This window comes from uncultured Desulfobulbus sp., from assembly GCF_963662935.2.
Lineage (GTDB): Bacteria > Desulfobacterota > Desulfobulbia > Desulfobulbales > Desulfobulbaceae > Desulfobulbus.
The window spans coordinates 36,258-59,748 of the sequence record NZ_CAXXTL010000002.1 but is presented as its reverse complement, the minus strand read 5'-3'; the positions used below and the strand labels follow the sequence as shown (position 1 = coordinate 59,748).

The following is a 23,491-nucleotide window of genomic DNA, read 5'->3' as shown; positions in this document are numbered from 1 at the left end:
CCGTATATCTCACAGTAGATAGCAGGATTGGAGAAGTTATGACAACAGATACTCAGAATGGAGAAAACATGCAAAGAAGCATAATTCGATCACTTGGATTTACCATCATAATGCTGGTTTTTTCAATTTCTTTTGCGTCATGCGCCAATGTTGATAAAGGAGGTAGTAAAACTATGATGTATGTCTACAATATGACAAAACAATCTAGCAATGCTGAAGATTATGATGAATACGCTGCTTTAGTTTCAATGCAGGGGATCATCAACAGAGACAAACCGATCTTTTATATCAACAATGATGTGTATGGCAGACCGGGATATTGGCTGAATATCATGTCAAAAGACGGCAGATGGCTAGAAGGTCGTAAGCGACAGACTATCACTGATCTGGACGCGGTCTACAACCTGGCAGCAAAGAAGCTGAAAGGCGCTGTCATATGGGATCCCGCAGTTCCCGCGACCATCAATGTCGCAACTACAATCGCCGGTGTTGAAGATGCAGTGATCTTCAGTCCATCAATGGCAGATAAATACCTGAAGAAGTGGAATCTGAAAGTCATCAAAGACCTTCGCGGAATGTTTACAGGCAAAGAGACAGGCAGCGCGAAGAATGATGCCTACAGATGGGCAATCCGGGAATACATCGATACAGGCAAGTGTTCTCCACATTTCCTGTGCCTATATACCGATGCCTTCTATGACCGTAAACCGGGAAATATGACATACCTGATAGTCCGTGACTGGGCAGTGAAGAACCGTGCCTTCACTTACGACCTGTCTCCATGGGGTGACGAAGTTCCCGGTGATGACCCCAATCAGCCGATGGGAACAGACCTTGCCACATACAAGATGCTTCTCGCCGCGACACTTAAACAATCGGCAGGAAAGCATATGACGGAAGTTGCCGGATTCTTCAACTTCCAGAAATACAGCAATATGCCGGGACATCCCAGCAAGCATGATCCGGTGCCGACAGAGTGGGAAACAGTATATCTGATCTCTCCTTACAACTGCTATCAGAATACAGCAACCGAACTCTGTTATAACCAGTCATTCCACTGCCATGCTCCAATGAAGCAGTTGAAACAATCTAGACCGACTGTAAAACGTAAACTCGAAAATAAATCGTATATCGCCATACTGATGGCTGATTATGATTCGGCATATCCGCTTTACAATTTCTATCCCAAATACTGGGATGACAAGACAAGAGGCGACCTTCCGCTTGCATGGGGTATAAATCCCAACCTGATTGAAACATATCCTGACCTGATATCGTATTTCTACGAAACCGCTTCACCTAAAGATAATTTTGTTGCTGATGCCAGCGCAGCGGGATATTTCAATCCAAACAGGATTCAGAAGAAATACTTGCCTCTCTTTGTAGAGCACAACCTTAAATTCTACAAAAAGACGGATATGACAATATCCGGAATGGTTCTGGATTGGGATCAACCTACAGATGATGTTAAGGACGCATTCACCAAATTCTCACCTGATGGATTTGCGACTATCGTAATGGATCTGCATGGCGGATCTGGTAAACATCCGGATCCTCATGTATGGAAAGGGATGCCTGTTACTCAGCTTTTAAATAACATTGATCCTAATTCACCGCAGAATACCGCTGATGTCATCAACCAGATGGTGAAGAGCAGGCCGAAAGATCAACCGGGTTTCTTCTACTTCCGATCTGTTTGGGTTTCACCAACACAAGTGAAAGAATGCATCGATCTGTTTGCGAAACAGCATCCTGAGGAACAATTTGAGGTTGCTGATCTTTACACTTTCTTTGATCTGTTCAAACAACATTATGGTAAAATGTCAAAATAAGTAACAAATATTTACAAAAACAAAAGGAAATTTCGTTTGAATGGTAGAATATACGTAATAATTGCGTAATAATGTAACATATGAACATTTTACCATTTGGGAGGATTATAAATGATGAGATTGCTTGGGATTATTGGTGCGTGTGCACTTCTGGCATCGATAGGTCAGACTGTAGATGCCAGTAACTCGATTAAGATGGTGGGATTATATGCCTTCCGTCCATCTCCGGAAAACTACACATTCTGGAAAGCCTGCGGATATGATACGCTTCAGTTCATCGACCATGCTTTTTCAGAACCCAAAGAAAGGCATGATGCAATATATGCCGGAATCCAAAAAGGTATCAAAGATGCCCAAAAAGCAGGATTCAAAGTGTATGTCATCGAGCTTTCCAACATTGCGTGCTATCCGAATTACTCGGTATATCCATCAGTTTATGATCCCACCGATCCGGTGAAGATGCAGGAACGTTTACAGGATATAGAGATTGGCATCAAGAAACTGTCATCCGCAGATGGATTTGTCTTCTTCGGAGGAGATCCGGGTGGTTCGCCGGTTAAACTCGGTCCTGCCGGGATCAAGGCGTGGATGGAGATGGGACGCAAAGTCGAGGCGATGGTGAAGGAAAACGCACCCAAAGCCAAGTTTAATGCTAACATCTGGGCTATCGCGGCTTGGGATGATATCTATACCAGCGCATTCAAAGTAGAGTTCTGGGAGAAGGAAGTCCAGTATGGGAAGATGGTCCTTGCAGAGAAAGACTTCATCAGTCCATATTGCGGCGTTGAGTTCCCGCTTCACAACTACTACAGATCTCTTACATTCAAATCTTATGAAGATGCCAGAAAAACACCTGAAGTGTTCCCGGTTGCTTCTGATATCAAGAACCTGAAATCCCGCGGCGTCAAACGATTCTGGGGATGGGCCCACTTCCTGATTGACGAGGTAGATGACGGATATACCGGCTACAGCGGTGTAAAAGGGCATCCGGCGCAGGCAGAGACTAGATATCTGCGAAGGATTGTATCGGATGCGCAGAGGATCGGCTTGAATGGCATCTATAGCAATACCGATGGAAGCAACACTGCGATTGAGGCGATTAACACCTACGCATTTGCCAAATTCTGCAAGAATCCGAAACTGACACCAGAGCAGGTGATTGATGATTATGCAGGATTCATCGCGGATGAGGGATCTGTGCATGACATGGCGCAGGTCTTCAGGTTCATCGAGAACCACAGCACATGGGAATCAAGCATCCCGCCGAAATACAGGATCAAGAGCTTCGATTGCGACTTCAAGACCGCAGATGAGGCATTGACTGCTCTTTCACATGTAGTTCCCAATATGGAACCCGGCTTCCCAATTCCGGAACCGGCATCAAAGTACATAGCCAGACTTAAAATCAGACTCCAGGATATCGCCAAAATGTAGGTGCGGATATCATCCGCCCGCTAAATCTTGATTGATAATCAAACACCTCTCCTTCCATATATTGGGAAGAGGGGTGTTTTGCTGAGATTAGATTAGTTCTACAGGAGAGTCACTTGGAGTCCAGAAGGATTCCGATGATAGCTCAGGCATCGGAATCCAATACTAAATCATGTTTAATGTCATTCCGGGCATCGACCCGGAATCCAGGAAGGTAACAAACAGAACCATAATTTCGCCATTATCACTAAGTATTTGAATAATATTACGAGAAAAGCACCTTTATAGATGATTGACCCACAGTATTGTATGATGATTATCCATGACTCTTTTACAGCGTTTCCTGGATCCCGGATCGAGTCCGGGATGACATTGTTCGCGAGTTGAAGCGTAAATCCGAAGGGCATTGTATTCAGAGGCACCCTACCTGTCTTTCCTTCAGCCTTCAGTCTTCAACCCTAATCAGCAATCACTAATTTTTCGGTACTGACTTCGCATGTCCATCGGCATACAGATCAACCTGCCACCCGTAGCCTGCGTCCATGGTGAGAAGCACGGTTTCTGCCGGATTTGTGATGCTGTTGAGATTCCCTTGGGGGAAATATTCATACAAGTCTGCCCCGCCATTTGGCGACCGGAAGATGTCATTATTCCTCGAATACGGAGTCAGATCATCCTCAAATGTCGCCGCATCAGGAAGTCTGCCATCGTTGTCAGCAGCATACATCTGCATGGAAGTTCCAATCTGTTTGGAATTGGAAAGAAGTGTCATTTTCATCTCATCTTCAGAGAGTGGAATGCCAAGATCGCGCTTGTCTGTCATGTCCGCCGGACGGGCGGTCAGCCTGGCTGTGTAGAGATGATCCTGCGATATGTAAGCGAGGATAGATCCATCGCAAGACCATTTCACTTGCGGGTAACTATCTAATGATGTGACATACATATGATTGTATTTGCCTTCTTGTGTGAGTCCTATCCATAAAGCCGGCAACCCGTCTTTCCGTGATTCAGAGTCATCTTTGATCTCCATATCTTTCCAAAATGAGATCATCTTGCTATCCGGAGACCAGTCTATAAAATGAGAGTCAGGTTTTCGTAAAAGCGATATCTCTTTCCTGGGTGATATTTGCTCAATTGTGATACCTGGTTTATTTTCAATCAGCTTGAATGCGCCATCAGGAGATAATCTATCTGGTGAAAGCTTCTCTTCCAGCAGTTTCATTGGCTCCCCGGATAGCGACACTTCTACACGCGCCGGACCTTTCTTGTCCTGATGCATCAGGCAGATAAGTCCTTTGCCATCATCGGTGAATTTCTCAAGTTCGATAATATTGCTTGGGGTGTCAATTTGAATCAGCGGCACATTTGAGATGGTGTCGTATAATATGATGTTTCTTGCAGGTTTTTCTTTGGGATCTCTAGACGGATTTTGTACAAGGATAGCAATTTTCCTGCCATTTGGGGACCAGGCAAGCCGTCCCATGATATATGTACCTTTCGGCAGATCAATCAAACCCCGTCTGCTTCCATTCCTGTTTACCATCAAGATCGCTTGCCATTGGTTGTCAACCGTGTCACGGCATAAACCAACAATCAATGCGATAGATCGACTGTCCGGCGACCATACAAACTGTGCAAGACCACCCGGGATGATCACATCTTTGTTTGGCGGGATGACTCCATTGGCAGATAATGCCGTATTGAGAAGCACAGTTGGACGTCCGCCTGTGGATGGAACTGCAACAATCCGTGCCTGAGCATCAAAGTCGTCGGTACTGGCTGACCTACTAATGATTGCGCTGGCATACGCGATCGATTTGCCATCCGGTGAGAATTCTGCACCTTCGACAATTCCATCGTCAAGTGTTGTGAGCTGCCTGATCTCCGCCAGTTCGATGATCTGCGAACCGTCATACATAGATCGGATACTCATTTTTGCCTGAGCACACATTGCCGAAAAGATACAAATGATTGCCAAAATGATACGTAAACATGCCTTCATACAAGCCTCCCAAGGTGGTGTTGTGTAGATTATATACATGTATGACTGTCATATCATTGGAATTTGTTTCATCTATAAGAGGATTATTTTTCGAGGATCAATAAAATGTAGGGGCGGATATCATCCGCCCGCACCACAACACTATCCCAGACAACCGGATTTCTCGATGAAAGCGCGCACCTCAGATTCGAGTTTGTCGGGGTACGCGAGGCCATGTTTGGCACATGCCGCCCTCGCATCGGCAGAGAACGCATCGAGCTCAGCGGGAAGCACCTTCGCTACCGACTCCCGATCTGCATTCGCGAAATACCGATGCATTTCCACCTGCTTCTCCGGGGTGAGCAGCCTATGGACGTTGATTGGCCACCAGTCCCAGATCACCTCTGGCATCAGGTTGTGCAGAATCTCGAGGTGGCATTCGAAGAAGACATTCTGCGTGTAGACGATCTTGAAGGTCTGGTTCCTCAGCATGTATTTCGGGATGATGTAGCCGTAAACCCAGAACAGTTCAATGTTGTAGAGCAGCTTTTCCGGACTGTGCACAGACTTAATGCGGTTCTCCATCGCCTGGCGCAGGATGCCGGTCTTGTCAAAGAGGATCTGCTCAGGCTGAGTGCTGACCAACCATCCGGAGCTGAATGCCGACTCCCGCATGATGTTCATATCGTATTGCAGCAATTCAGGCGCTTTGAAGAGGATGGCATAGTTTTTCACCATATCGTTGTTCCCGCGCTCAGGCCACCAGAGGATGATCTCATCGACAAGCGGTTCGAATACGGAACGCATCTCCACATCGAAGGTGTTGAAGTCCTCATCGCGGATGATGAAGATGGGGTCGACATCCGAATACACATCCTCCGTTGCCGCATTCCCAGAACCCCCAATCCATGCGCCGATCACGCGCAGGTCATCGGCGAATATCTCTACTGTCTTGTCGAATACTTTTCTCAAATTCTGATGCATTTTTCTAGTCCTTAGTTGATAGTTTGATAGACGATAGTTTCTTTATATTTCTGCTTTGCCCTCTATCCCCCAACCCCTTTCTCCCAATTTTGGGAGAAAGGGGAGATGCTTCATTACCCAATATTCTCCGCATTCATCGCAACGACTTCCTGGAGACTTCTTCTTCGCCCAGAATTGGGAGAAGAATCAAGATGATGAGGGCCTGCCAGAGATAGATATCTTACTTCATATATCAGATTCTGGCACATCCTATGTGAATCCGGGCAATATGCGATACCCAAAAGCACCCCACCTGCCTCCCCTTGGAAAGGTGAGGTTCTTAGTCTTGATTTCTTAAGTTAATATAATAGAATAGAAATTTATTTAGCCTTCAAGAACCGGATCTCATCGATTATAATCTTCGCGTCGGACACATCGAGGGGATCGAGTCTGAACTGATCCATCGTGCCGTTCCACATCGGATTGTTTCTCAGGTTGATCGTATATTCATGCCAGTTGCCATCAAGGATGACCTCGAACTTCTCACTCGCGGATTCCGAGAGTCCCTGCTTGATGGTTGACCAGAATATCTGCCCGATGCTCTTATCCCCCGTGTCTGCCGGTGCCTCAACACGCATACGAATCCTGACTTTGGGATAGAGGCTACATTTCAGGTATGATATCGGGCTGTTGATCTGAGGATCGCCATTGAGAGCTGTGAATGAAAGAACACCGCCTTCAACGCTTATTGTGGAAGTATTGGCTCCATGCCACCCATCTGCATTGTAGTCGAACTTCCAGGTATCGGTATTCGGGAACCTGAGATCGAAATCCGGAAGCGGCAGACCCATCGACTTGGGATCGGCATCCTTGTGCGAACCAGTTTTTGGCGCGAACACCGATCTGACTTTGTCAAGATATCCGAATTTCCACTCAACACTCGGTTCCAAAACGGAGCCTTCGCCCCACTCGTTCCATGCCTCAATCATGACAACTTTGTCTTTGTTGGCATGCTCACGCGCGCTTTTCAGCGACTTCTCGAACAGCGCCGGGGTGCTTCCCGTTCGAAGGAGGTCGGCATCTTTACACCACGGGCGCCTGTCCCAGCCGGGCATGACGGTCGGCCAGAAGGCTCCCTTGCACAGGTTGTTCCAATGCGTCCAGAGACCGGTGCCTTGATCCACGAGATCGGCATACGACGCTTCCTCATGCTTGCCCGGACCGGTCACCTTTGTTCCGGCGTATGGGTAGTTGTAGAGGCAGAAGGTGTCTATCCCGGCAGCGAAACCATCTTTGAGGTTATCTTCACCCATGATGTAACCCTCGCAGGATACGAGGTAGAGTCCCTTTAATCCGGCATCTTTGCATCGTTGTTCGAACTTCTCGAACTCCTTCTTCGCGCCTTCGATGCCCAGGTTCTTCACGAATGAATACCCTGATAAGATGAACAGCACGGGTTTCCCATCGATCTTCAGGTATGAGGGATGCGCTAGATACTTCTTGATCACCAGGTCGCCGAACCGTTCCAGTTCTTTGGCTGTCATCATTTCGGCGGGAGCATGATTGCACCAGTTAAGGCAGAACTTGAACTTGTCGATGTACTTCGCCTTCAGGAATCCATCATCAAGCGCCGTCTCGATAAACTGGCTTCCGGCTTCGGTGTAGAAATCGAATGAGAAGAACCCGACGCCGTGTTCCAGCGCCCATTTGATGTGCCAGTCCGCGGCTTCAGGATTGCCCTCACGATAGTACCCGAGCAGCGGATGTTGAACTGCATCGTTGGCGGCGAGGCAATACCATCGGTCTTCCTGACTCCAGCCTGGGAAATAATAAGCACCAACGAGGGTATCTCCCTTTACAGGTTTTGGCTCAGGCACAGGATATCCCGCTGCATATGTTAATGATGTAAGTGTCAGGAGTGTGATAACGATAGATATGATTATTTTATAGATACATGTAAACTTCAATACAAACTCCAAATTTGTTCTCGTCAATGATTTAGCGCTTATATCGGCTCAACACCGACTGAATTGCGTCAAGTCTTTTCGTGCCTTCTGATAAGGTCGGAACAAGCCATCCGCCTTCGTCTGTCTCATTCCATGCATATATCAGAACCGTGTCGGCGTCAGTGGCATCAGGATTCTGTTTAAGCCAATCGAAGGCGGATCGCAGGTTTTGTGCCAGTTCGACAGGTTTCGGCGATGCATACCATCCGCCTGGGTAGTCGCGTGGGCGTCCGTCCCAGCCTGCATTCACAAGCGGCACAACTTTCTTGTCGGTTGCCCTGAAGCTGTTCCAATACCATTTGTTAGAATCTGCCAGTTCGGAATATGAATACTCTCTATGTTCGTTCCCCATGGGAGCACTGTATGCCCCGATGGCGTCAAAGCCCAACTCATCAATATACTTCGTCCCATCCGCAGCCGCGAACACCTGCGCCACGATGTATGGATTCCCGGTGCCCGCCTTGAGACTGGCTGTCCGGAGTTCGTCAATCGCTTTACGTGCATCAGGGATCGAGCCGAATTGCTTCTCCATATAATCCCAGTTGAAGAAGTAGATGAGTGGTCTGCCATTACTCACTCGCTGATATGTGGGTTCTTTGAACATGCTAATGAACCGCTTGATGGTTTCATCCCATTCATCTTTTGGTCCTAGATGTCCCCATTGAAGCAGAAGACAGAAATTCAGTTTGGATTTGTATTTGCTTGCAAGATATCTCTTCCAGCCGTAGTTGTAGGAGTCGGCTTCTGACCATGATTTGGGATGGTAATAGCAGAATGCCCAGTAGTCAATCCCTGCACGGCTTGCGTAGACGATCTCCTTATCCATGACTTCCTGCGAATCTTCGATGACAGTGATGATGCCATCTGCACCGGTCTTGGTGTAGAATGGCAGTCGATTCTGCCACTCCTTCGATTGGAGATTCTTCTGCCAACTGCTGCCGGCGAACCACCCATCCCATCGGATGGCTCCTACAGAGGGATGATTATCTACAGATCGTGCTTCCGCAGGACTACCGGATAATATATTGGATATGAGAAAAACTATAAATAATAGGAGAGTCATACGCATAAGGCATTCCTCTTGATACAGGATTGTCTATTATCTCATTTTTTATGTGCCATTCGCTGTTATATGTCTGATGGAATAAGAGAAGTTGTATCCGCACAACCACCAGTGTTGTCATCTTGATCAGTCAACCGCGGTTATTTAAGTAAGAAACAGATGTATGGTTATAGACAGGGAGGGTGAGGCTCCTGCCGAACCTGAAAGACGTCAAGGAGAACAAAGGCATATGATTACACCCAAGCTCACAGGAGCTTCGCCCTCCCTCCTCTATCTCCGACTTGTTTTTTAGGAGTGCCAGTGAAGGATCCCGTTTTACAGCGAACTCTGCGTTGGACAGGATTCTTCACTTCGTTCAGAATGACAAATCTATCTGGTTCTTCTGCATACCCATCACTGGCTACCACATTCGTGGGCCGTAGGGAGTGGCGCCTTTAACACCGAGAGCGGTCATGATCAACGCCCAGACGAACTGGGTAACCGCATCCCCCAGGGCAATCCCAAAGAAGAGCGGGAGTGACTTCCTGTAGAGGTTCAATCCGCCGTATCGCATGACCAGCAGCTTTATTAACCATGTAACAAACACGATATTCCAGATGTATTCCATAGCGTAACTGCAGGCAAGCGCATATCCGATCGGATTCAATGGGAAGCTGAACCAGACATTACGGGCAAACGCCAGGAACAATACAATGGTGGTAGAGATACCGATCTTTAGTATATCCTGGAACTGCGGTGGTTTTGGATTTGTCACCCAGTTGAACTGCCGACCCCAAGCTTCAGCGCCGACCCACACCTGTCCCATGTTGGCGACATTGGCAGTGGCGGCTCCTCTGTGGTAGTAAATCTGGAAGGTAGTCAACATCCCTACCACGATTCCGGTTACAAGGGCAAGCATAACCACTTTGGACATGAGGCGCATGTTTTCGCCCTGTTTTTCTGCAAATGCCATCGACTCCATTTCATGTCCCATTGGATGAGACCTGTAGGTACGGTCGATCCAGTGAAGGTCTGAGAGAAGAGTCAACTCCCTCTGATTATACATCTTTGTACCGCTGAAGTTGGTGGCAAGGTCAATTGATCGGTAGAAAGAGAGCTCGAATATAGGGACTGCAATCTGCGAGTAAATCCTAACGATGACGATGACTGCCAGGAAATATACTGTGAAGATGAACAGTGCGATCATCGGCCTCATCCCCGAAACTGTCATGGCGGTTACGAGAAGCAGGAATCCGATAAGCGCTCCAAAGACTGCCGTCTTATATGGGAGTGGTTCGCGTTCATCTCCCGGCATCTTCTTTTTACTGAATGCAGCATTAAAGACTTCAATTATATGCCCTTTTGCGCTCCTCATTACCACAAAGAACATCCCAAGCCAGGCTCCCTGTGCAAGGTGGTAGATATGAGGAAACTGGTTTGGTGCAAATCCAGCGGTTGGATCACGCCATCCCTGTGCCGTTGCGAATGCCGATGCAAGCCTGATAAACACATAGAAGAACCAGCAACTGAATGCTACATCAAGAGGCATCAGGTAGCATAAACCAATCGCAAAAGGCCACCATGCTATCCATATAGGATTCATTCCGCTAAGCGGCGGATTAGTGAATGCCATGGCGCCGATATTCCTGATATCGAGTGGAATACACGGGATAGATGGATATATGGACGACATATAGTTCAATGACAATGCCAGCGATGTAACCGCGAACCCACCCAGCAGCAACCGATTCTTGAACAATGAACCGATGCCGTTTTCGCGTACCATCATCATCGGCAGCTCGATAATAGGGAATGTCAGCTTTTCACGATCAACCCATTGCCGCCTTAATATTGATCCGAAGCAGTACATTGTAAATGCCAGCGTGAACAGGAACAGCGACCAGAAGAGCAGCGGTCCAGCCCATGCCTTGAATACCTCGGGACGGAAGAATCGCCAGAAGTCATCGTTGCCCAGATAGAATCCGGTGATCAACTCTTTATCCTGCGGCATAAACCATCGTGGAATATATTGAAAGAACTTGTCGAATCCCATACTTGGTGCACCCAGATAGAACGGGTACATCAGGTTGGGCAGGAGTATCTGAAGCAAGTCGTTTCCGGATATAGTGGCAGCGACGGTAGTCATGGTAAATATGACCATCATCTCACTGGGCGCCAACACAAATGATGGAAGAAATCGCTTGAACGCTGAATTTAAAATCAATATAAAGAAGAGTATGCCCAGCACAGATGATAACAGCATATTGGCAGTTGCGCCTGTATGCCCAAGGGCGGTCTCTTCATATACGATCCAGCATGTGTGTATCACAGCCAGGATAAATCCTATTATGATTGATCTTCTAGTGATGCCGAGTTTCTTCACATTCAATTGTGATACTCCTGAAATATAAATTTAGATGGCAGATTCAGATAACTCCATTGCTTCGGTAACTGTTTCCGAAGCTGTCCCAGATAATAATAAAAGATTTATAGAAAGGTTACCTCTAGATAAAGCAGATTATCGAGCATATCATGAGGGAACCTATCTTCTAGATGTTGGCTGACAGGTATCATCAATGTAACTGTAGAAGGGTCAAAGACCTAGCCAGCGATGGCGTATATGTGTTAACTCATATTGCAACATCGCTTGATGTCATCTTGAATTTCTGTTTAAATTGTTCAAAAAGTAATAGATGTTTATCCAGTTTATCTTTCTCGCATCGTATGCAGACAAATGCTCTACGTTTGGTACCAAAGAGAACATAATAGTCGATTCCTCCACACATTTTACACTTCCAAGCATCGAGTTTTGTTTGATAATATGGCGTCTGAAATAATCCCTTCGTATTTGGAAGATCAACGGCGAGATGCGCATAATCTTCTAAACTATAAAGATTATTAATCTCCAATTCTTTTAATGATTTCAAGCGAGTGAGTGGTTCAAGTCCCAACTCACGTGGTTTTACCGCAAATAGCTCCAGATATTCAAGATTACACAGATCGCCAAGAGGATCAAAACTATCGAAACAACCTGTCCCGCCATTCACGGCTTTACTCATCAACGTTGAGATAGATAGCACACGAAGGTTTGTAAGTAGGCGTAAAGGTTCAAGAGAAACATCCTTGAAACTGCTTTCAAGAGAAAGAATCTGTAGATTACTCATTTTGGCAATAGGCGAAAGGTCTGTAACGCTTGGCGACAAATATACACTCAATCTCTCTAGTTGTTCTAGGCTAGAGATTTGCTTCAACTGATCGTAGTTTATCCGGTTCATCAACAGTTGGCGCAGATTTCGAAATTCATGAAGCGGCGTTAAATCTTTAATTGAGCCGAAAACAGCCAGTGCATCTACAGATCGATCAACTCCTCGGAATTTTTTTATTCTCGATGATTCAGGAACATTATCTAATCGAGCCTGTTTGAGCAACATTAATTGTCTCCTGTTGCATCCCTGCAACCCATGAACTTTTCTTCCTTGTTAAACTAGCCAATCCAATTATATTGATAAACCGAAAATGTTTCAACATGCGTCGGAATCTAAATGTATCCGCAGTGATGGGCAAGCAGACGGCAGTAGTCGAGGTAGTTCTGCCAGGATATATCTGATGGAATGCCGTGATCGCAACCTGGGATGAATCCGCCTTCTTTCAACAAGGGTGGAATTACACGGGCAATCTCATCTTCCAGTGCTTTGCCGCTTTTCGAGATGGCGCGTTTATCGATGCCGCCGGTATACGCCATCTTCTTTCTGAATTGCTCCCTGTAGGCGACGATATCATTGTGTGCAGCGACCTCTATCGGCGTGCAGACATTCATTCCTGCTTCAATCCAGATGGGTATAAGCTCCCCGATATAGCCATCTGAATCGACACACGGACATTGGCATCCGGCGGATTTTAATTCTGCAACCCATTCTTTGTAGACCGGGATTATGAACTTGCGGGTCATAGCCGGCGAAATCATTGAATGAGCTTTATATGCCATATCTTCATTGATAATTATGTGATCCGGGGTAATGTGCCTATGCATCTTCTGCATAACGCTCAAGACAAAATCTCTCCAGAAGTTGATCATCTCCTGCACAAAATCAGGTTCTTCGATGAACATCATGCACAACGGTTCAAAGCCACACCACTCTCGAAGCTGCCAGAATGGACCAGTTACGGTCATGAATACCAGCGAATCGTTTTTCTTTATCGACGCACAGCGTTCGGCGAAATTTTCAGGGAATCTCTCAGGCGCATCAGGTTGATAACGTTCCTTCATACGCTCGAAGTCGTCCCGTGTTTCAACCGGGAACTTGTGCCACTTGCGGGTTACGAAATCTTTTGCGGATCTGATATATGTGTAGTCGAACTGATCTGATATCTCGGTGATATTCCCCATCCAGTCCTGGATGATGTAGTGGCCGTTGATGTGTTCCAGCACCTTCTCTTCGAAGGTCGGAATCATCGCAAAGTTAACGCCCGGATGTGCGATGTTGATCTCTGATGGCGGAAGTCCCAGAGTTTGGAGCATCGTATCATAATGATCGGCGTCTTCTGGAAGTCCCTGTTGATGCCATGCACGCAGCGTCGATTCTCTCGGACCGCCAGGCATCAGTGGGATTCGGTCCGGTTTCCCGAACAGCAGAGATTCAAGATATCGCTCACGAAATGTCATATATTTCCTCTAGCAGATTCCATTTGTGATAATTCTTCCACAAACATTCCTCTAATATCTAACAATGTCATTCCGGGCGCCGCCCCGGAATCCATAGAAAGATGCATGAGTAATTAGATTATATGCGAGTAATTAAGGATAATATCTAAAATATTCGGACAGAATTACATTATTCATGCAATTAATTTCAAGTGTTGCCCTTCATAGATTCCGGGTCAGCGCCCGGAATGACATAGGCGTTAGTTCAATTCTTAAATCGAGAGATCTGTTACATGAGTTATCTGCTTTGGTCTATGAGAAGCTAGTGGATCTAACCTGGAATGACAATGCTGTATGATGAGATGTATATTCATTTCAAATCTGTTTTTCTTACAGATCGAATCTCTACAGCTTTCCAACCGTATTTACAATTGAATTAGGCTGGACGACGATTTCTTTCCTTCTGATTATTCTGGTCAACGGTTGCGCAGAACCGTTGTAGAGCATGATTCCGCTGTCTCTCACTGTTGTAACAAGTCCATCGAACTTGCCGTCCATGGGATGTTCCAGGTGGAAAGATTGATACAGCTTTTCGAAACCGGCGTTATCAGTCGGGATCTTTGCAAATCGGATTACATTTCCCGCTCCGACTTTCGTTTTATGTCCATCTGCAAAAACTTCTGATTTGGTGAGAATCCATGCATCACCTTCAACATTTCGGATAGGCTCGGAACCGCATATGACGAGAGTTCCACCCGCGCGGATCCACTTCTCAATTTTGTCGAGAATCGGCTGGTCGATGAAATCTCCCTGCGTTATCAGCAAGGTTTTATATCGCTTATTTAAAGCTCCATCCTGGATTAGCAGTTCATCCAGCACATCGAAGTCTGTAAGCTCGCGGAGCGGATATGACGCACGGAGTGTCGGTCCCAGATCAGCGCCTAATCGGTAGTTTGTGGTAGGGCAGAGGAATGCCAACTCTGTTTTGGCAAACTCTCCATTGAAAAGATGGATGTATGATTTAATCTCCGGCGCATGCTGTTCGTATTCATAAGTGAAAAGCTGTGTCGCCCCGATTGATGCATCGGAAAACATCCTGCGGACGAAGATGTTTTTCTCTACGCCTCCAGCTGGTTCGGTGGAAAGGGGAACGCCATAAAACCTGTATGCTGTTCCAAGCCATTTGTCGCCGAAATATGCACCGATGCAATCGGCAGGCTGCATCATGATCTCGTATTTCGCTGCCATCTTCGCATATCCCGGACAGTATGTTCCCCATGCAACAGGATTGACGCCGTGAGCGGTTCCACCCGGTTTAGTGCGGACTTTCTCCTTCGGGAAGTATTTGAGTGTAGTCTTGATTGACTCTTCGGCAAAATCGATGATCGCCTGGTGATACCAAGTAATGAAATCCAGCCATCTACGCCGGTCAGCACCGGTCTTGAATGCTTCTGGTGTTGGGGTGAAACCGGGTACAATCTCCTTAGGTAGTCGGACATCCGAGAAGCTTTCGAGGTCGGTTCCCCATGCCGAATTGAGAGTTGATATCGAGTCATATTTCTTTCTCATCGCGTCTCGGAAAGCCGAAAGGGCATATGGATCTTCACACCAATAACCCTCATGGCAATGCCCCATGTCGATGAAATCCGGCACATAGAGCGGGTAGTTGCCCTCGCCATATGGACCCAGGATGCAGGCATAAACGCCATCAATTCTGTCGCCAAAATGCGCTGCCAACTCTTTGTAGAAATGGTCGTAATAGCTGATTGTTTTCGGGTCACATATCGAAAGGTAGTTGGTATTCTGTTTGTGTTCTACGCAACGCATCAGAGTGCATTCTCCGCTGTCACGGAGCCAGACAGGAGGGAAGTGTGTCCAGTTGTAGACTACATATTTCAATCCTGCTTTCTTGAGGGTATCGCAGACCTTATCATGCTGTGTCCAATCCCATTTGCCTTTTTCCTGCTCAACCGATCCCCATGCGACATAGTCCTCATATGCAGTAAGACCGTTCTCTTTGAGTATTTTCAGTGATTCAACAGAAGGAGGTTCTTCATAGTATCCCGGCTGCGGCAGATGCCCAATCGGCGAGTGCTGGATGTATGTGACACTCAGATTACCGGTTGATACTTTCCACTTCCTGCCATCAAAGCCTTCAGCATTCGTCACTGTGGAGATGGCTGTTATGAGAATAATGGTAAACATAATGGATTTCATCTTGCCTCTTTCGTTAACTGTTAATGTTAATTTAAAAATGGATTGGTTTCGGTAGGGAGCGGACGCCGTTCCGCTCCGCAATGTGACACATGCGGCTTGATCTTCATGATTACCAAACCAACCTTACCAGATAGTCTTGCGGGACGCACAGCGAGCGTCCCCTACCAGTATCGCGAAGCTCTAGATTGGCTAATATAGGGTAGGGAGTGGATGCCGTTCCGATCCGCAATGTGACGCATGCCGCCTGATCTTCATGATTACCAAACCAGCCTTGCAAGCTAGTCTTTCGGGACGCTCAGCGAGCGTCCCCTACCAGCAATCCCAATACTATGGGTAATCAGGCAGCTCTAGACCCTCAACCAGGTTGCTGATTCGGACTACTTTACCTGTTGCAATCGATGTATTGGCTGCGATGCCGGTGAGGGCGGAAAAGGCGCCTGCCCGGTAGTCGGCAGCACGCATGTATTTATCATCTTGCGGGTTTGGATTAAAAAGGTCGTCTAGGAGCCGTTCGTCTCCCCCGCCATGACCTCCAACGCCTATGCTTGCTTCAATCTGATAAGCTGGTTCAAAGTGTGGGTAAACGCGTATCCACGAGCCTTCTTTCTTGAGTGTTCCCAAAAGAGAATCATCGTTGCTGATGTTTACAGTCTCTTCATATTTGTGCTCAAGGCGGCCTTTCATTCCGTTGAAGGTGATAACGTATCCCTCCAATGGCATGAAAGCATTCAATGAGTAGCTCATAGTGACCTTGTTCTGATACCTGACTGTCAGATTCATAGTGTCTTCGATGTCGATCTTATCGCTGAATACGCATGCATCGCGGATATATCCGTCATACTGCTCATTATCCAGATATAAACGGCGCATCCCTTCATTGGATTTCATATCCAAATAGAACCTGCACTTACTGCTCTCCGGACAGTCAAGGCAACGTTCCGATCTATTGCTTAATCCAAATGTTTTGGCGGTTTGCGGAGTGTAAAAGCTCCTTTTGCCTGTTGCATACACGGTTTCAGGAACTGACTCTATCCACCAGTTAACAAGGTCGAAGTGATGGGTAGCCTTATGAACCAGAAGTCCACCTGAGTTCGCTTTGTTGCGGTGCCATCGGCGGAAGTAATCGGCGCCATGACTGGTATCAAGCATCCAATGGAAATCAATGGAGACGATTTTGCCTATGATGCCGGACATCAACAATTCCTTGATCTGGGTGTGAAGCGGTGAGTATCGGCAGTTGAATGTAACGATGCATTTCTTACCGGTTCCTTTTTGGGTATCCAGGATATGCTGGCATTTCCCGGCGTCGATAGTCATCGGTTTCTCAGTGATGGCATCGCAGCCGAATTCCATCGCACGGCAGATGTATTCATCATGAGCAGAATCCTTGGTGGTTACAATCACGCAATCAGGTTTTTGCTCATATATCATCCGGTCGAACTGGTCATGCGTATATATTGGGATATCAAGCCCCTGGTTTTTGACCCAGTCATGCATCATAGAAAGACGGCCGGCATTACAATCACACATGCCGACAAGCTGTCCATCATCTTTATGAGTAGATGTCAGTGCCTGGATATACATGCCTGACCTGCCGCCTGTTCCAACGACAGCATATTTCTTCCCGTAAGACATTGTATTTTGTCCTATTAACGCTTAGTGTCTCGGCATCCCTGCGAGTCTGAAATCGATGAAACCTCTATCTACATCAACAGATATCAACTCAACGCGTATCTTGTCGCCGACATCGATCCCTTCAAACCCGTGCATCAGCCTTCCTTCAACAGGGATATCAATCAACCTTGCCCATGTGCCTTTAGGAGAAGCGCCTGTAACAAGAGCATTGAACCGTTCTCCGATTCTTGACTGAAGCAGAAGAGCCGCCGCGGATTTGGCGATCTGCCGTTCAACTTTATTCACGATGTCTTCCTGTTCTGTGCAGTGTCTTGCCAGATCATCAAGATCATCATTTTTATATGGTACCGGAGCGCCTTTAAGAGCTGCTTTTAATAATCGCTGAGTGATAAGGTCGGTGTAACGGCGATTTGGTGCAGTAGAGTGTGAATAGTCTTTCACCGCCAATCCGAAATGCCCAGGTGCGGTCTGTCCCGGGAACTGCGCCATATACTCGCCATTGCCCATGAGTTTTATGATGGCTAGAGAAAGATCCGGAAATCTTAATGGATCTTTGACTTTCTCCTTTACCAGAAATGCTTCAAGGGCGGCTGAGTTTGGATCATCCGGAAGACTGTATCCATGCGTTTCTGCAAGCTGAACAATGCGGTCCCATCGCTCCGGGTTGCGGACAACTCGTCTGATAGACGGGAATCCTTGTGCAGACAGGTAACGGGCTGTTACGCCATTTGCTCCAATCATGAAGTCTTCGATTATCTCTTTGGCACGGTTTCTTGTTTCTATTTCCAGGTTGCTTAGCTGTTCACCGTCGAAGACGGGTTTGGCTTCTATCGTTTCCAGACTCAAAGCGCCGTTGACTTCGCGATAGTTCTTCATCGCCTGTGCGATCTCATCTTGCAGACGAAGATTCTCAGCCAATCCTTCTACCTTTGTTATGGGTTCAGGTATCTCGCCTTCTCCATCCAGCCATGCCGCGACGCTGTTGTAGGCGAGTTTAGCCTGATTGTGTACGATTGCCCTGTATATGCCGGAGTCGGTGACTTTTCCGTCTCTGTCTACAATCATCTCTACAACAACCGCAAGCCGATCCTCGCCTTGACTCAGAGATGTAAGGTCGGTCGACAGCTTCTCAGGAAGCATGGGATAAATTACTGCGGCTGTGTATATTGATGTTGTGTTAAATGCTGCATCTTCGTCAATTGCAGATCCAAGATGAACCAGCGCATCTACATCGGAGACTGCAACTTGGACTTTCACTCTGCCGTCTTCCATCGATTCAGCGACGGTGAGCTGATCAAGATCCATTGAGTCGTCATTATCGATTGATGCCCAGAGCAGATTCCGAAGATCTATGATGGATTCATCTGATGCTGTTGCAGCGATTGTAATCTTTTTCAGTTCTGAAAGCGCCTGAGCAGAGAAATCCGGCTGCAATCCTCGCTCTATCATCACTCTGCGTGCGATGTTTTGTAAAATGCTGCAATGTTGATCGTTATTCATGCTCATAGCGATTTAGGTTACCTTTCTTTCAAAAGAAGATGAATTCGTTAAAATCAGATTATGGCAGGATTACTGATTAGCTTTGATTCGATTATATCATATTCTATGATTTTCGCTGTATGGTATAGATATACAATATATTTATTTATTTGAAAATAGCAAATGAATAAAATCTGGAAATCAGAAATTTTTATAAAATCATAAGCAGTATATATTTAAGAGTTTAATGCGGATTGTAATTACTGTTTTACAATCCAGGTCACTGAAAAGCTGGTGACCGTTTCTCTATATGTTTAAAATTTATAAAATGTTTGGTTAATTTTTACTGAAAATGGATACATTAAAATCTATAGCTGTTATAATGAAGGCGCAATATTAGAAATAATCGAACATATCACCTGAAATAGTAACATAGTTTAATGTGGAGGATATATCATGGGTGTTGAAGATCTTACTAAACTGATTACTGATGAACCGTCTATTGAAATGATTCATGCTGATGATATTAATATTAGTGATCTGTTGGATTTAACTATTTCGAAGGAAGCTTCTGATCTCCATATATCTGTAAATTTGCCTCCAATGATCAGGGTAGATGGCGAATTATGTAAAACAAATTATTACCCGCTAACCATAAATGATTCGCAACGTCTGATCTATAGTATATTATCTGCTGATCAGATTGAGAATTTAGAACATACTCATGAACTTGACTTCTGTTATGCCGCTCCAGGTATTGGACGGTTTCGATGCAATGTTTTTCTTGAGAGAGGATTAATCGCTGCTGCTTTACGTGTTATACATGATGGCATTCCAACACTTGAAGAATTAGGAATGCCGATAGTTTTAAAGGAACTTGCCAGAAAAAACAGTGGATTGATTCTGGTTACAGGACCAACCGGATGCGGTAAATCTACAACAATTGCCGCCATGATTGATTTAATCAACAGCGAGCGGAATTTGCACATAATAACAATTGAAGATCCGATCGAATATTTTCATCAGCACAAGAAATGCATGGTGCATCAAAGGGAATTAAAAAGCGATACTTATTCTTTCAACAGCGCATTACGAGCCGTATTACGGGAAGATCCGGATGTGCTGGTTGTTGGCGAAATGCGTGATCTGGAAACAATTGCCACTACTGTTACATTAGCTGAAACAGGTCACCTTGTATTTGCGACACTACATACAAGAAATGCTCCTCAGACTATTGATCGAGTAGTTGATGTATTCCCGCCGCATCAGCAGGAGCAGATAAAAGTTCAATTGTCTAATACGCTTGAAGCAGTTATAGCCCAACAGCTTTTACCTCGTATCGGAGGCGGCAGATGCGCGATTACCGAAATCATGATCGCAACAGCAGGGATTCGTAATCTAATCCGTGAGAACAAAACTTATCAATTATACTCAGCGATGGAGACCGGTTCACAATATGGGATGAGTACCATGGATAAAGGCTTGGCTGATGCATATCGAGACGGCCGCATCACTTATAAGGATGCCGCAAGCAGAGCAATCGATAATGATAATTTCTTAAGATTGATGAGAGGGTATTAATTTACTCTTTTTATGCTTAAAGCTATATTGATTTCATAATCCGGTGAGTTCAGTTCTATTGGTCCTCCAGCATGAGTGAAATGTTTGGTTAATATACCTGTTCCGGTTTTCGTGTTAAGCCATGCTGCCTTATATCTGCCTTCAGGTAAAATCATAGATAGAACTACTGATGTGCCTCCGCGTATATAGACGGCATATTGGCATCCGGGTTCTGATAGTGCGCATACAGTTATGCTATCATTAGTATTACTAGGATGTATGCTTATGTCTGGATGCATTTTTGTGAAATCGAAACTCTCGATGAACTTCTTCAACACTGACAGCCCTGCTCGAAGCGATTTTCCGCCTCCGCCTGGCGTCGGAGCCACGACCTTTTCTGATCCATCAGGTGTCGCTGCTGTGAACGAATAATCGAGATTGTTATAGAGCGCTCCACCGGACAGAATAAACTCCCAGCCTTCCTCTACATAGAGACTATCGTCCTGCCCTTTGAACCCAGTCTCGTCACAGCCGATGACTCCTTTAAATGCTGTGTTATCGGCTATGGCAACGGGCGGATAGGCGTAGTGGAAATTGAGGATCGAGACATTCGGGTCGGGATTGGTTACGCGTTCTGTGCCATTGTTGATGTTCTGGGCGATCAGGTGCCTCGCGGGGAATCCAGCCTCGGTTTCGGCAATCACCCCGGCGATGTGTTTCTGCCATTCGAGGGTGACGCCATGGAAATACGGTTCATTACATATCTCATAAAACAGGTTGTCGAAATCCTTCAACTCAGTGACGATCTTACGCACCATGGTTTCCTGTAGTCTGGTCAGGTCATCGTACATCAGGGAGTAAACCTCTTCGGAACCGGCGTTACCAATCCCATTGATGTTATTTGCGATATTCATAGGACTTATCTTCCATATGCCATCATTGTAAAACGGGCTGAAAAATGATAGTTCTACAACAATGCCGCGCCGTCCCGCTTCCTTAATGAAAGACTTCAATCGAACGAAATAGGCGTCGTCCCACTTATCGAGATCGAACTTCATCCCACCCATAGCATATCCGGATTGGTTGCTCCGCGCCCAGGGGCAGATCAGACGATCCTGAAGCGATCCGAGTGTGTTGTGCTGTATGCTGAACTCTTCAGGGTTCTCGACGTAAGCGCCGCTGAATATCCGTGTGTAGTTCATCCCGCTTCGCTTCAGCTCATCCAGATACGGTTTCTGCGGAAAATCCAGATTCAACACTGCACCGTAGTGCTCTGCCGATGTAATAAGCACGGTTGGTTTGCCTCTGAAGAGGAAATACCTTGGATTCTCAGGGTGCAGTTTGATGTTCTTTTGGGTTGCAGCTTCACAGTTGCCTATCAACATCATACCTGCGGCGGCAGTGACAATGGTGAATATCATAGTCTTCATTACTGTTCTCCCTGTATAGACAAATTTGAACATGTCGGACAGTTTCGCGTCAGAACGACGATCAACTCTAACAGCAGGTCAAGGCGACCAACAAGTTCTCCCCCTTCAACAAGACAGATGTGAGCCTTACTGAAGACTGTTGGGCATCGTTTCATCGATGCAGACAGACTCATACCCGAGACCAATCCTTCAATCAGGAATGCCGCTGCGTCACCCATCGGTTCTGGATGTAGCGTTGTCCGGATCTCATCAAGAGTGGTAATCAACTGACGACCGGCACATATGCCTTCTGCGAGCAACTCCCAGAATCGAAGCATGTCAATACTACATTGAGGATCTGCCAATGAATCACTCTTACTCATTTCTTACCTCCAAAATCAGGAGGTGAACCAACCGTACGGAAATCCACGAAACGATGCGAGAATCCACCAGTGTAAACTTTGAAAACCGTATACCCGGTCAATCCCTGATCAGGATCGCACGAAAAGCTGATCGCGGGTGACGTAAGGAAACTGGTTCCATTAAATACGGTGGAATTCATACGATGATAATGACCTGTAATCACTGCTTCAACCTGATACTTTTTGAAAAGCTTAAGTAATTCATCTCTTACCGGATTATCAACTGCGAAGTAGTTGCCATTCTTCTCATCCGGGGTATCCAGATACAGCGGACTGTGTTCGAATATGAAAATCCGCCTCTTCTTTGACTTCCGAAGTTCAGATTTCAACCACTGTAGCTGCACCTTCTCCTCCACATATCCGGTATTCCAAAGGTTGCTATCCAAACCGATGAAGACACAATTCTCGTATACAAACGAAATCCTGTCGGGACCGATTGCCCTGTTCCAGGCAGTTACCAGCGCGGACGCCTTCTCCGCACCGATTTTTTGTAGCTCAGGGATATCATGGTTCCCCGGTGATATATATGTGGGACAAGGGATACGGTATGTAAAACTATTGAAGAGTTTCGCGCTCTCGACTGACCATCCCTGAAGTGCGTCGCCGGTGTGGATAACAAATGCAGGCTTGATGCCTTGTATCTGCCTGATGGTTTCGTTGAATCGGGCATTGAACACGGTTTCGGCAGGTCCTGTATGGGTATCGGTGATCTGCACAAATGTGAAATCGGCTCTGGCGAATGTGGACATGCCAAGTAAGATAACTGCAAGTATCGGAATTTGGATAGACCTTTTCATTTCAACCTCAGATGAATGATTGCTGCTCATAGTTTATCAGGAAATCCGGCTAACTTCAAAGGATGACTCTAATCT

General features: G+C 46.1%; 16 protein-coding genes. 3 read left to right on the top strand and 13 right to left on the bottom strand.

Going from position 1 to position 23,491, the window contains the following annotated elements; translation table 11 throughout:
- Positions 1-38: 38 nt before the first annotated feature.
- A complete protein-coding gene (locus tag ACHZCX_RS04855; RefSeq protein ID WP_319586107.1) occupies positions 39-1,832 on the top strand; it encodes a GxGYxYP domain-containing protein in 1,794 nt (597 codons plus the stop codon).
- 111 nt (positions 1,833-1,943) lie between these two features.
- The gene (locus tag ACHZCX_RS04850; RefSeq protein ID WP_319586106.1) at positions 1,944-3,266 is read left to right on the top strand and encodes a hypothetical protein; all 1,323 of its coding nucleotides are present in this window, start codon (positions 1,944-1,946) and stop codon (positions 3,264-3,266) included.
- A gap of 469 nt (positions 3,267-3,735) precedes the next feature.
- On the opposite strand, the gene ACHZCX_RS04845 is transcribed toward ACHZCX_RS04850, so the two are convergent.
- The 10 genes from ACHZCX_RS04845 to ACHZCX_RS04800 form a co-directional block, all read right to left on the bottom strand.
- Positions 3,736-5,265: a hypothetical protein gene (locus ACHZCX_RS04845; RefSeq protein WP_319586105.1), complete on the bottom strand. Its 1,530-nt coding sequence runs from the start codon at positions 5,263-5,265 to the stop codon at positions 3,736-3,738.
- Between the two features lie 141 nt (positions 5,266-5,406).
- On the bottom strand, positions 5,407-6,228 hold the full coding sequence (locus tag ACHZCX_RS04840) for an aminoglycoside 6-adenylyltransferase (RefSeq protein WP_319586104.1): 822 nt from the start codon (positions 6,226-6,228) through the stop codon (positions 5,407-5,409).
- Positions 6,229-6,587: 359 nt separating this feature from the next.
- Positions 6,588-8,186, bottom strand: coding sequence for a glycoside hydrolase family 99-like domain-containing protein (locus ACHZCX_RS04835; protein ID WP_319586103.1), 1,599 nt, complete (start codon positions 8,184-8,186; stop codon positions 6,588-6,590).
- 19 nt (positions 8,187-8,205) lie between these two features.
- Entirely contained in the window at positions 8,206-9,282 is a 1,077-nt protein-coding gene (locus ACHZCX_RS04830; RefSeq protein ID WP_319586102.1) for a glycoside hydrolase family 99-like domain-containing protein, read from the bottom strand.
- Between the two features lie 394 nt (positions 9,283-9,676).
- Positions 9,677-11,638, bottom strand: coding sequence for a DUF6785 family protein (locus ACHZCX_RS04825; RefSeq protein WP_319588716.1), 1,962 nt, complete (start codon positions 11,636-11,638; stop codon positions 9,677-9,679).
- A gap of 247 nt (positions 11,639-11,885) precedes the next feature.
- Positions 11,886-12,686 carry a hypothetical protein gene (locus tag ACHZCX_RS04820; RefSeq protein ID WP_319586101.1) on the bottom strand — a complete coding sequence of 267 codons (801 nt, stop codon included), beginning with the start codon at positions 12,684-12,686 and terminating at the stop codon, positions 11,886-11,888.
- 107 nt (positions 12,687-12,793) lie between these two features.
- On the bottom strand, positions 12,794-13,918 hold the full coding sequence (locus ACHZCX_RS04815; RefSeq protein WP_319586100.1) for a uroporphyrinogen decarboxylase family protein: 1,125 nt from the start codon (positions 13,916-13,918) through the stop codon (positions 12,794-12,796).
- A 384-nt stretch (positions 13,919-14,302) separates the two neighbouring features.
- The gene (locus ACHZCX_RS04810) at positions 14,303-16,114 is read right to left on the bottom strand and encodes a family 14 glycosylhydrolase (RefSeq protein WP_319586099.1); all 1,812 of its coding nucleotides are present in this window, start codon (positions 16,112-16,114) and stop codon (positions 14,303-14,305) included.
- Between the two features lie 327 nt (positions 16,115-16,441).
- Positions 16,442-17,749: a Gfo/Idh/MocA family oxidoreductase gene (locus ACHZCX_RS04805; RefSeq protein WP_319586098.1), complete on the bottom strand. Its 1,308-nt coding sequence runs from the start codon at positions 17,747-17,749 to the stop codon at positions 16,442-16,444.
- Between the two features lie 21 nt (positions 17,750-17,770).
- Positions 17,771-19,249, bottom strand: a complete 1,479-nt coding sequence (locus ACHZCX_RS04800; protein ID WP_319586097.1) for an RNB domain-containing ribonuclease — start codon at positions 19,247-19,249, stop codon at positions 17,771-17,773.
- A gap of 486 nt (positions 19,250-19,735) precedes the next feature.
- Here ACHZCX_RS04800 and ACHZCX_RS04795 point away from each other — a divergent pair, with 486 nt between their 5' ends.
- Entirely contained in the window at positions 19,736-20,809 is a 1,074-nt protein-coding gene (locus ACHZCX_RS04795; protein WP_394708809.1) for a type IV pilus twitching motility protein PilT, read from the top strand.
- Here ACHZCX_RS04795 and ACHZCX_RS04790 read toward each other — a convergent pair.
- Genes ACHZCX_RS04790 through ACHZCX_RS04780 form a run of 3 tightly spaced genes read right to left on the bottom strand, consistent with a single transcriptional unit; the run spans position 20,806 to position 23,446 of the window.
- Entirely contained in the window at positions 20,806-22,218 is a 1,413-nt protein-coding gene (locus ACHZCX_RS04790; protein WP_319586095.1) for a cellulase family glycosylhydrolase, read from the bottom strand. The two genes, ACHZCX_RS04795 and ACHZCX_RS04790, sit on opposite strands and share 4 nt — an antisense overlap.
- Positions 22,218-22,580 carry a type II secretion system F family protein gene (locus ACHZCX_RS04785; RefSeq protein WP_319586094.1) on the bottom strand — a complete coding sequence of 121 codons (363 nt, stop codon included), beginning with the start codon at positions 22,578-22,580 and terminating at the stop codon, positions 22,218-22,220. The genes ACHZCX_RS04790 and ACHZCX_RS04785 overlap by 1 nt, the downstream gene beginning before the upstream one ends.
- Positions 22,577-23,446, bottom strand: a complete 870-nt coding sequence (locus ACHZCX_RS04780) for a metallophosphoesterase (RefSeq protein WP_319586093.1) — start codon at positions 23,444-23,446, stop codon at positions 22,577-22,579. The genes ACHZCX_RS04785 and ACHZCX_RS04780 overlap by 4 nt, the downstream gene beginning before the upstream one ends.
- Positions 23,447-23,491 lie beyond the last annotated feature (45 nt).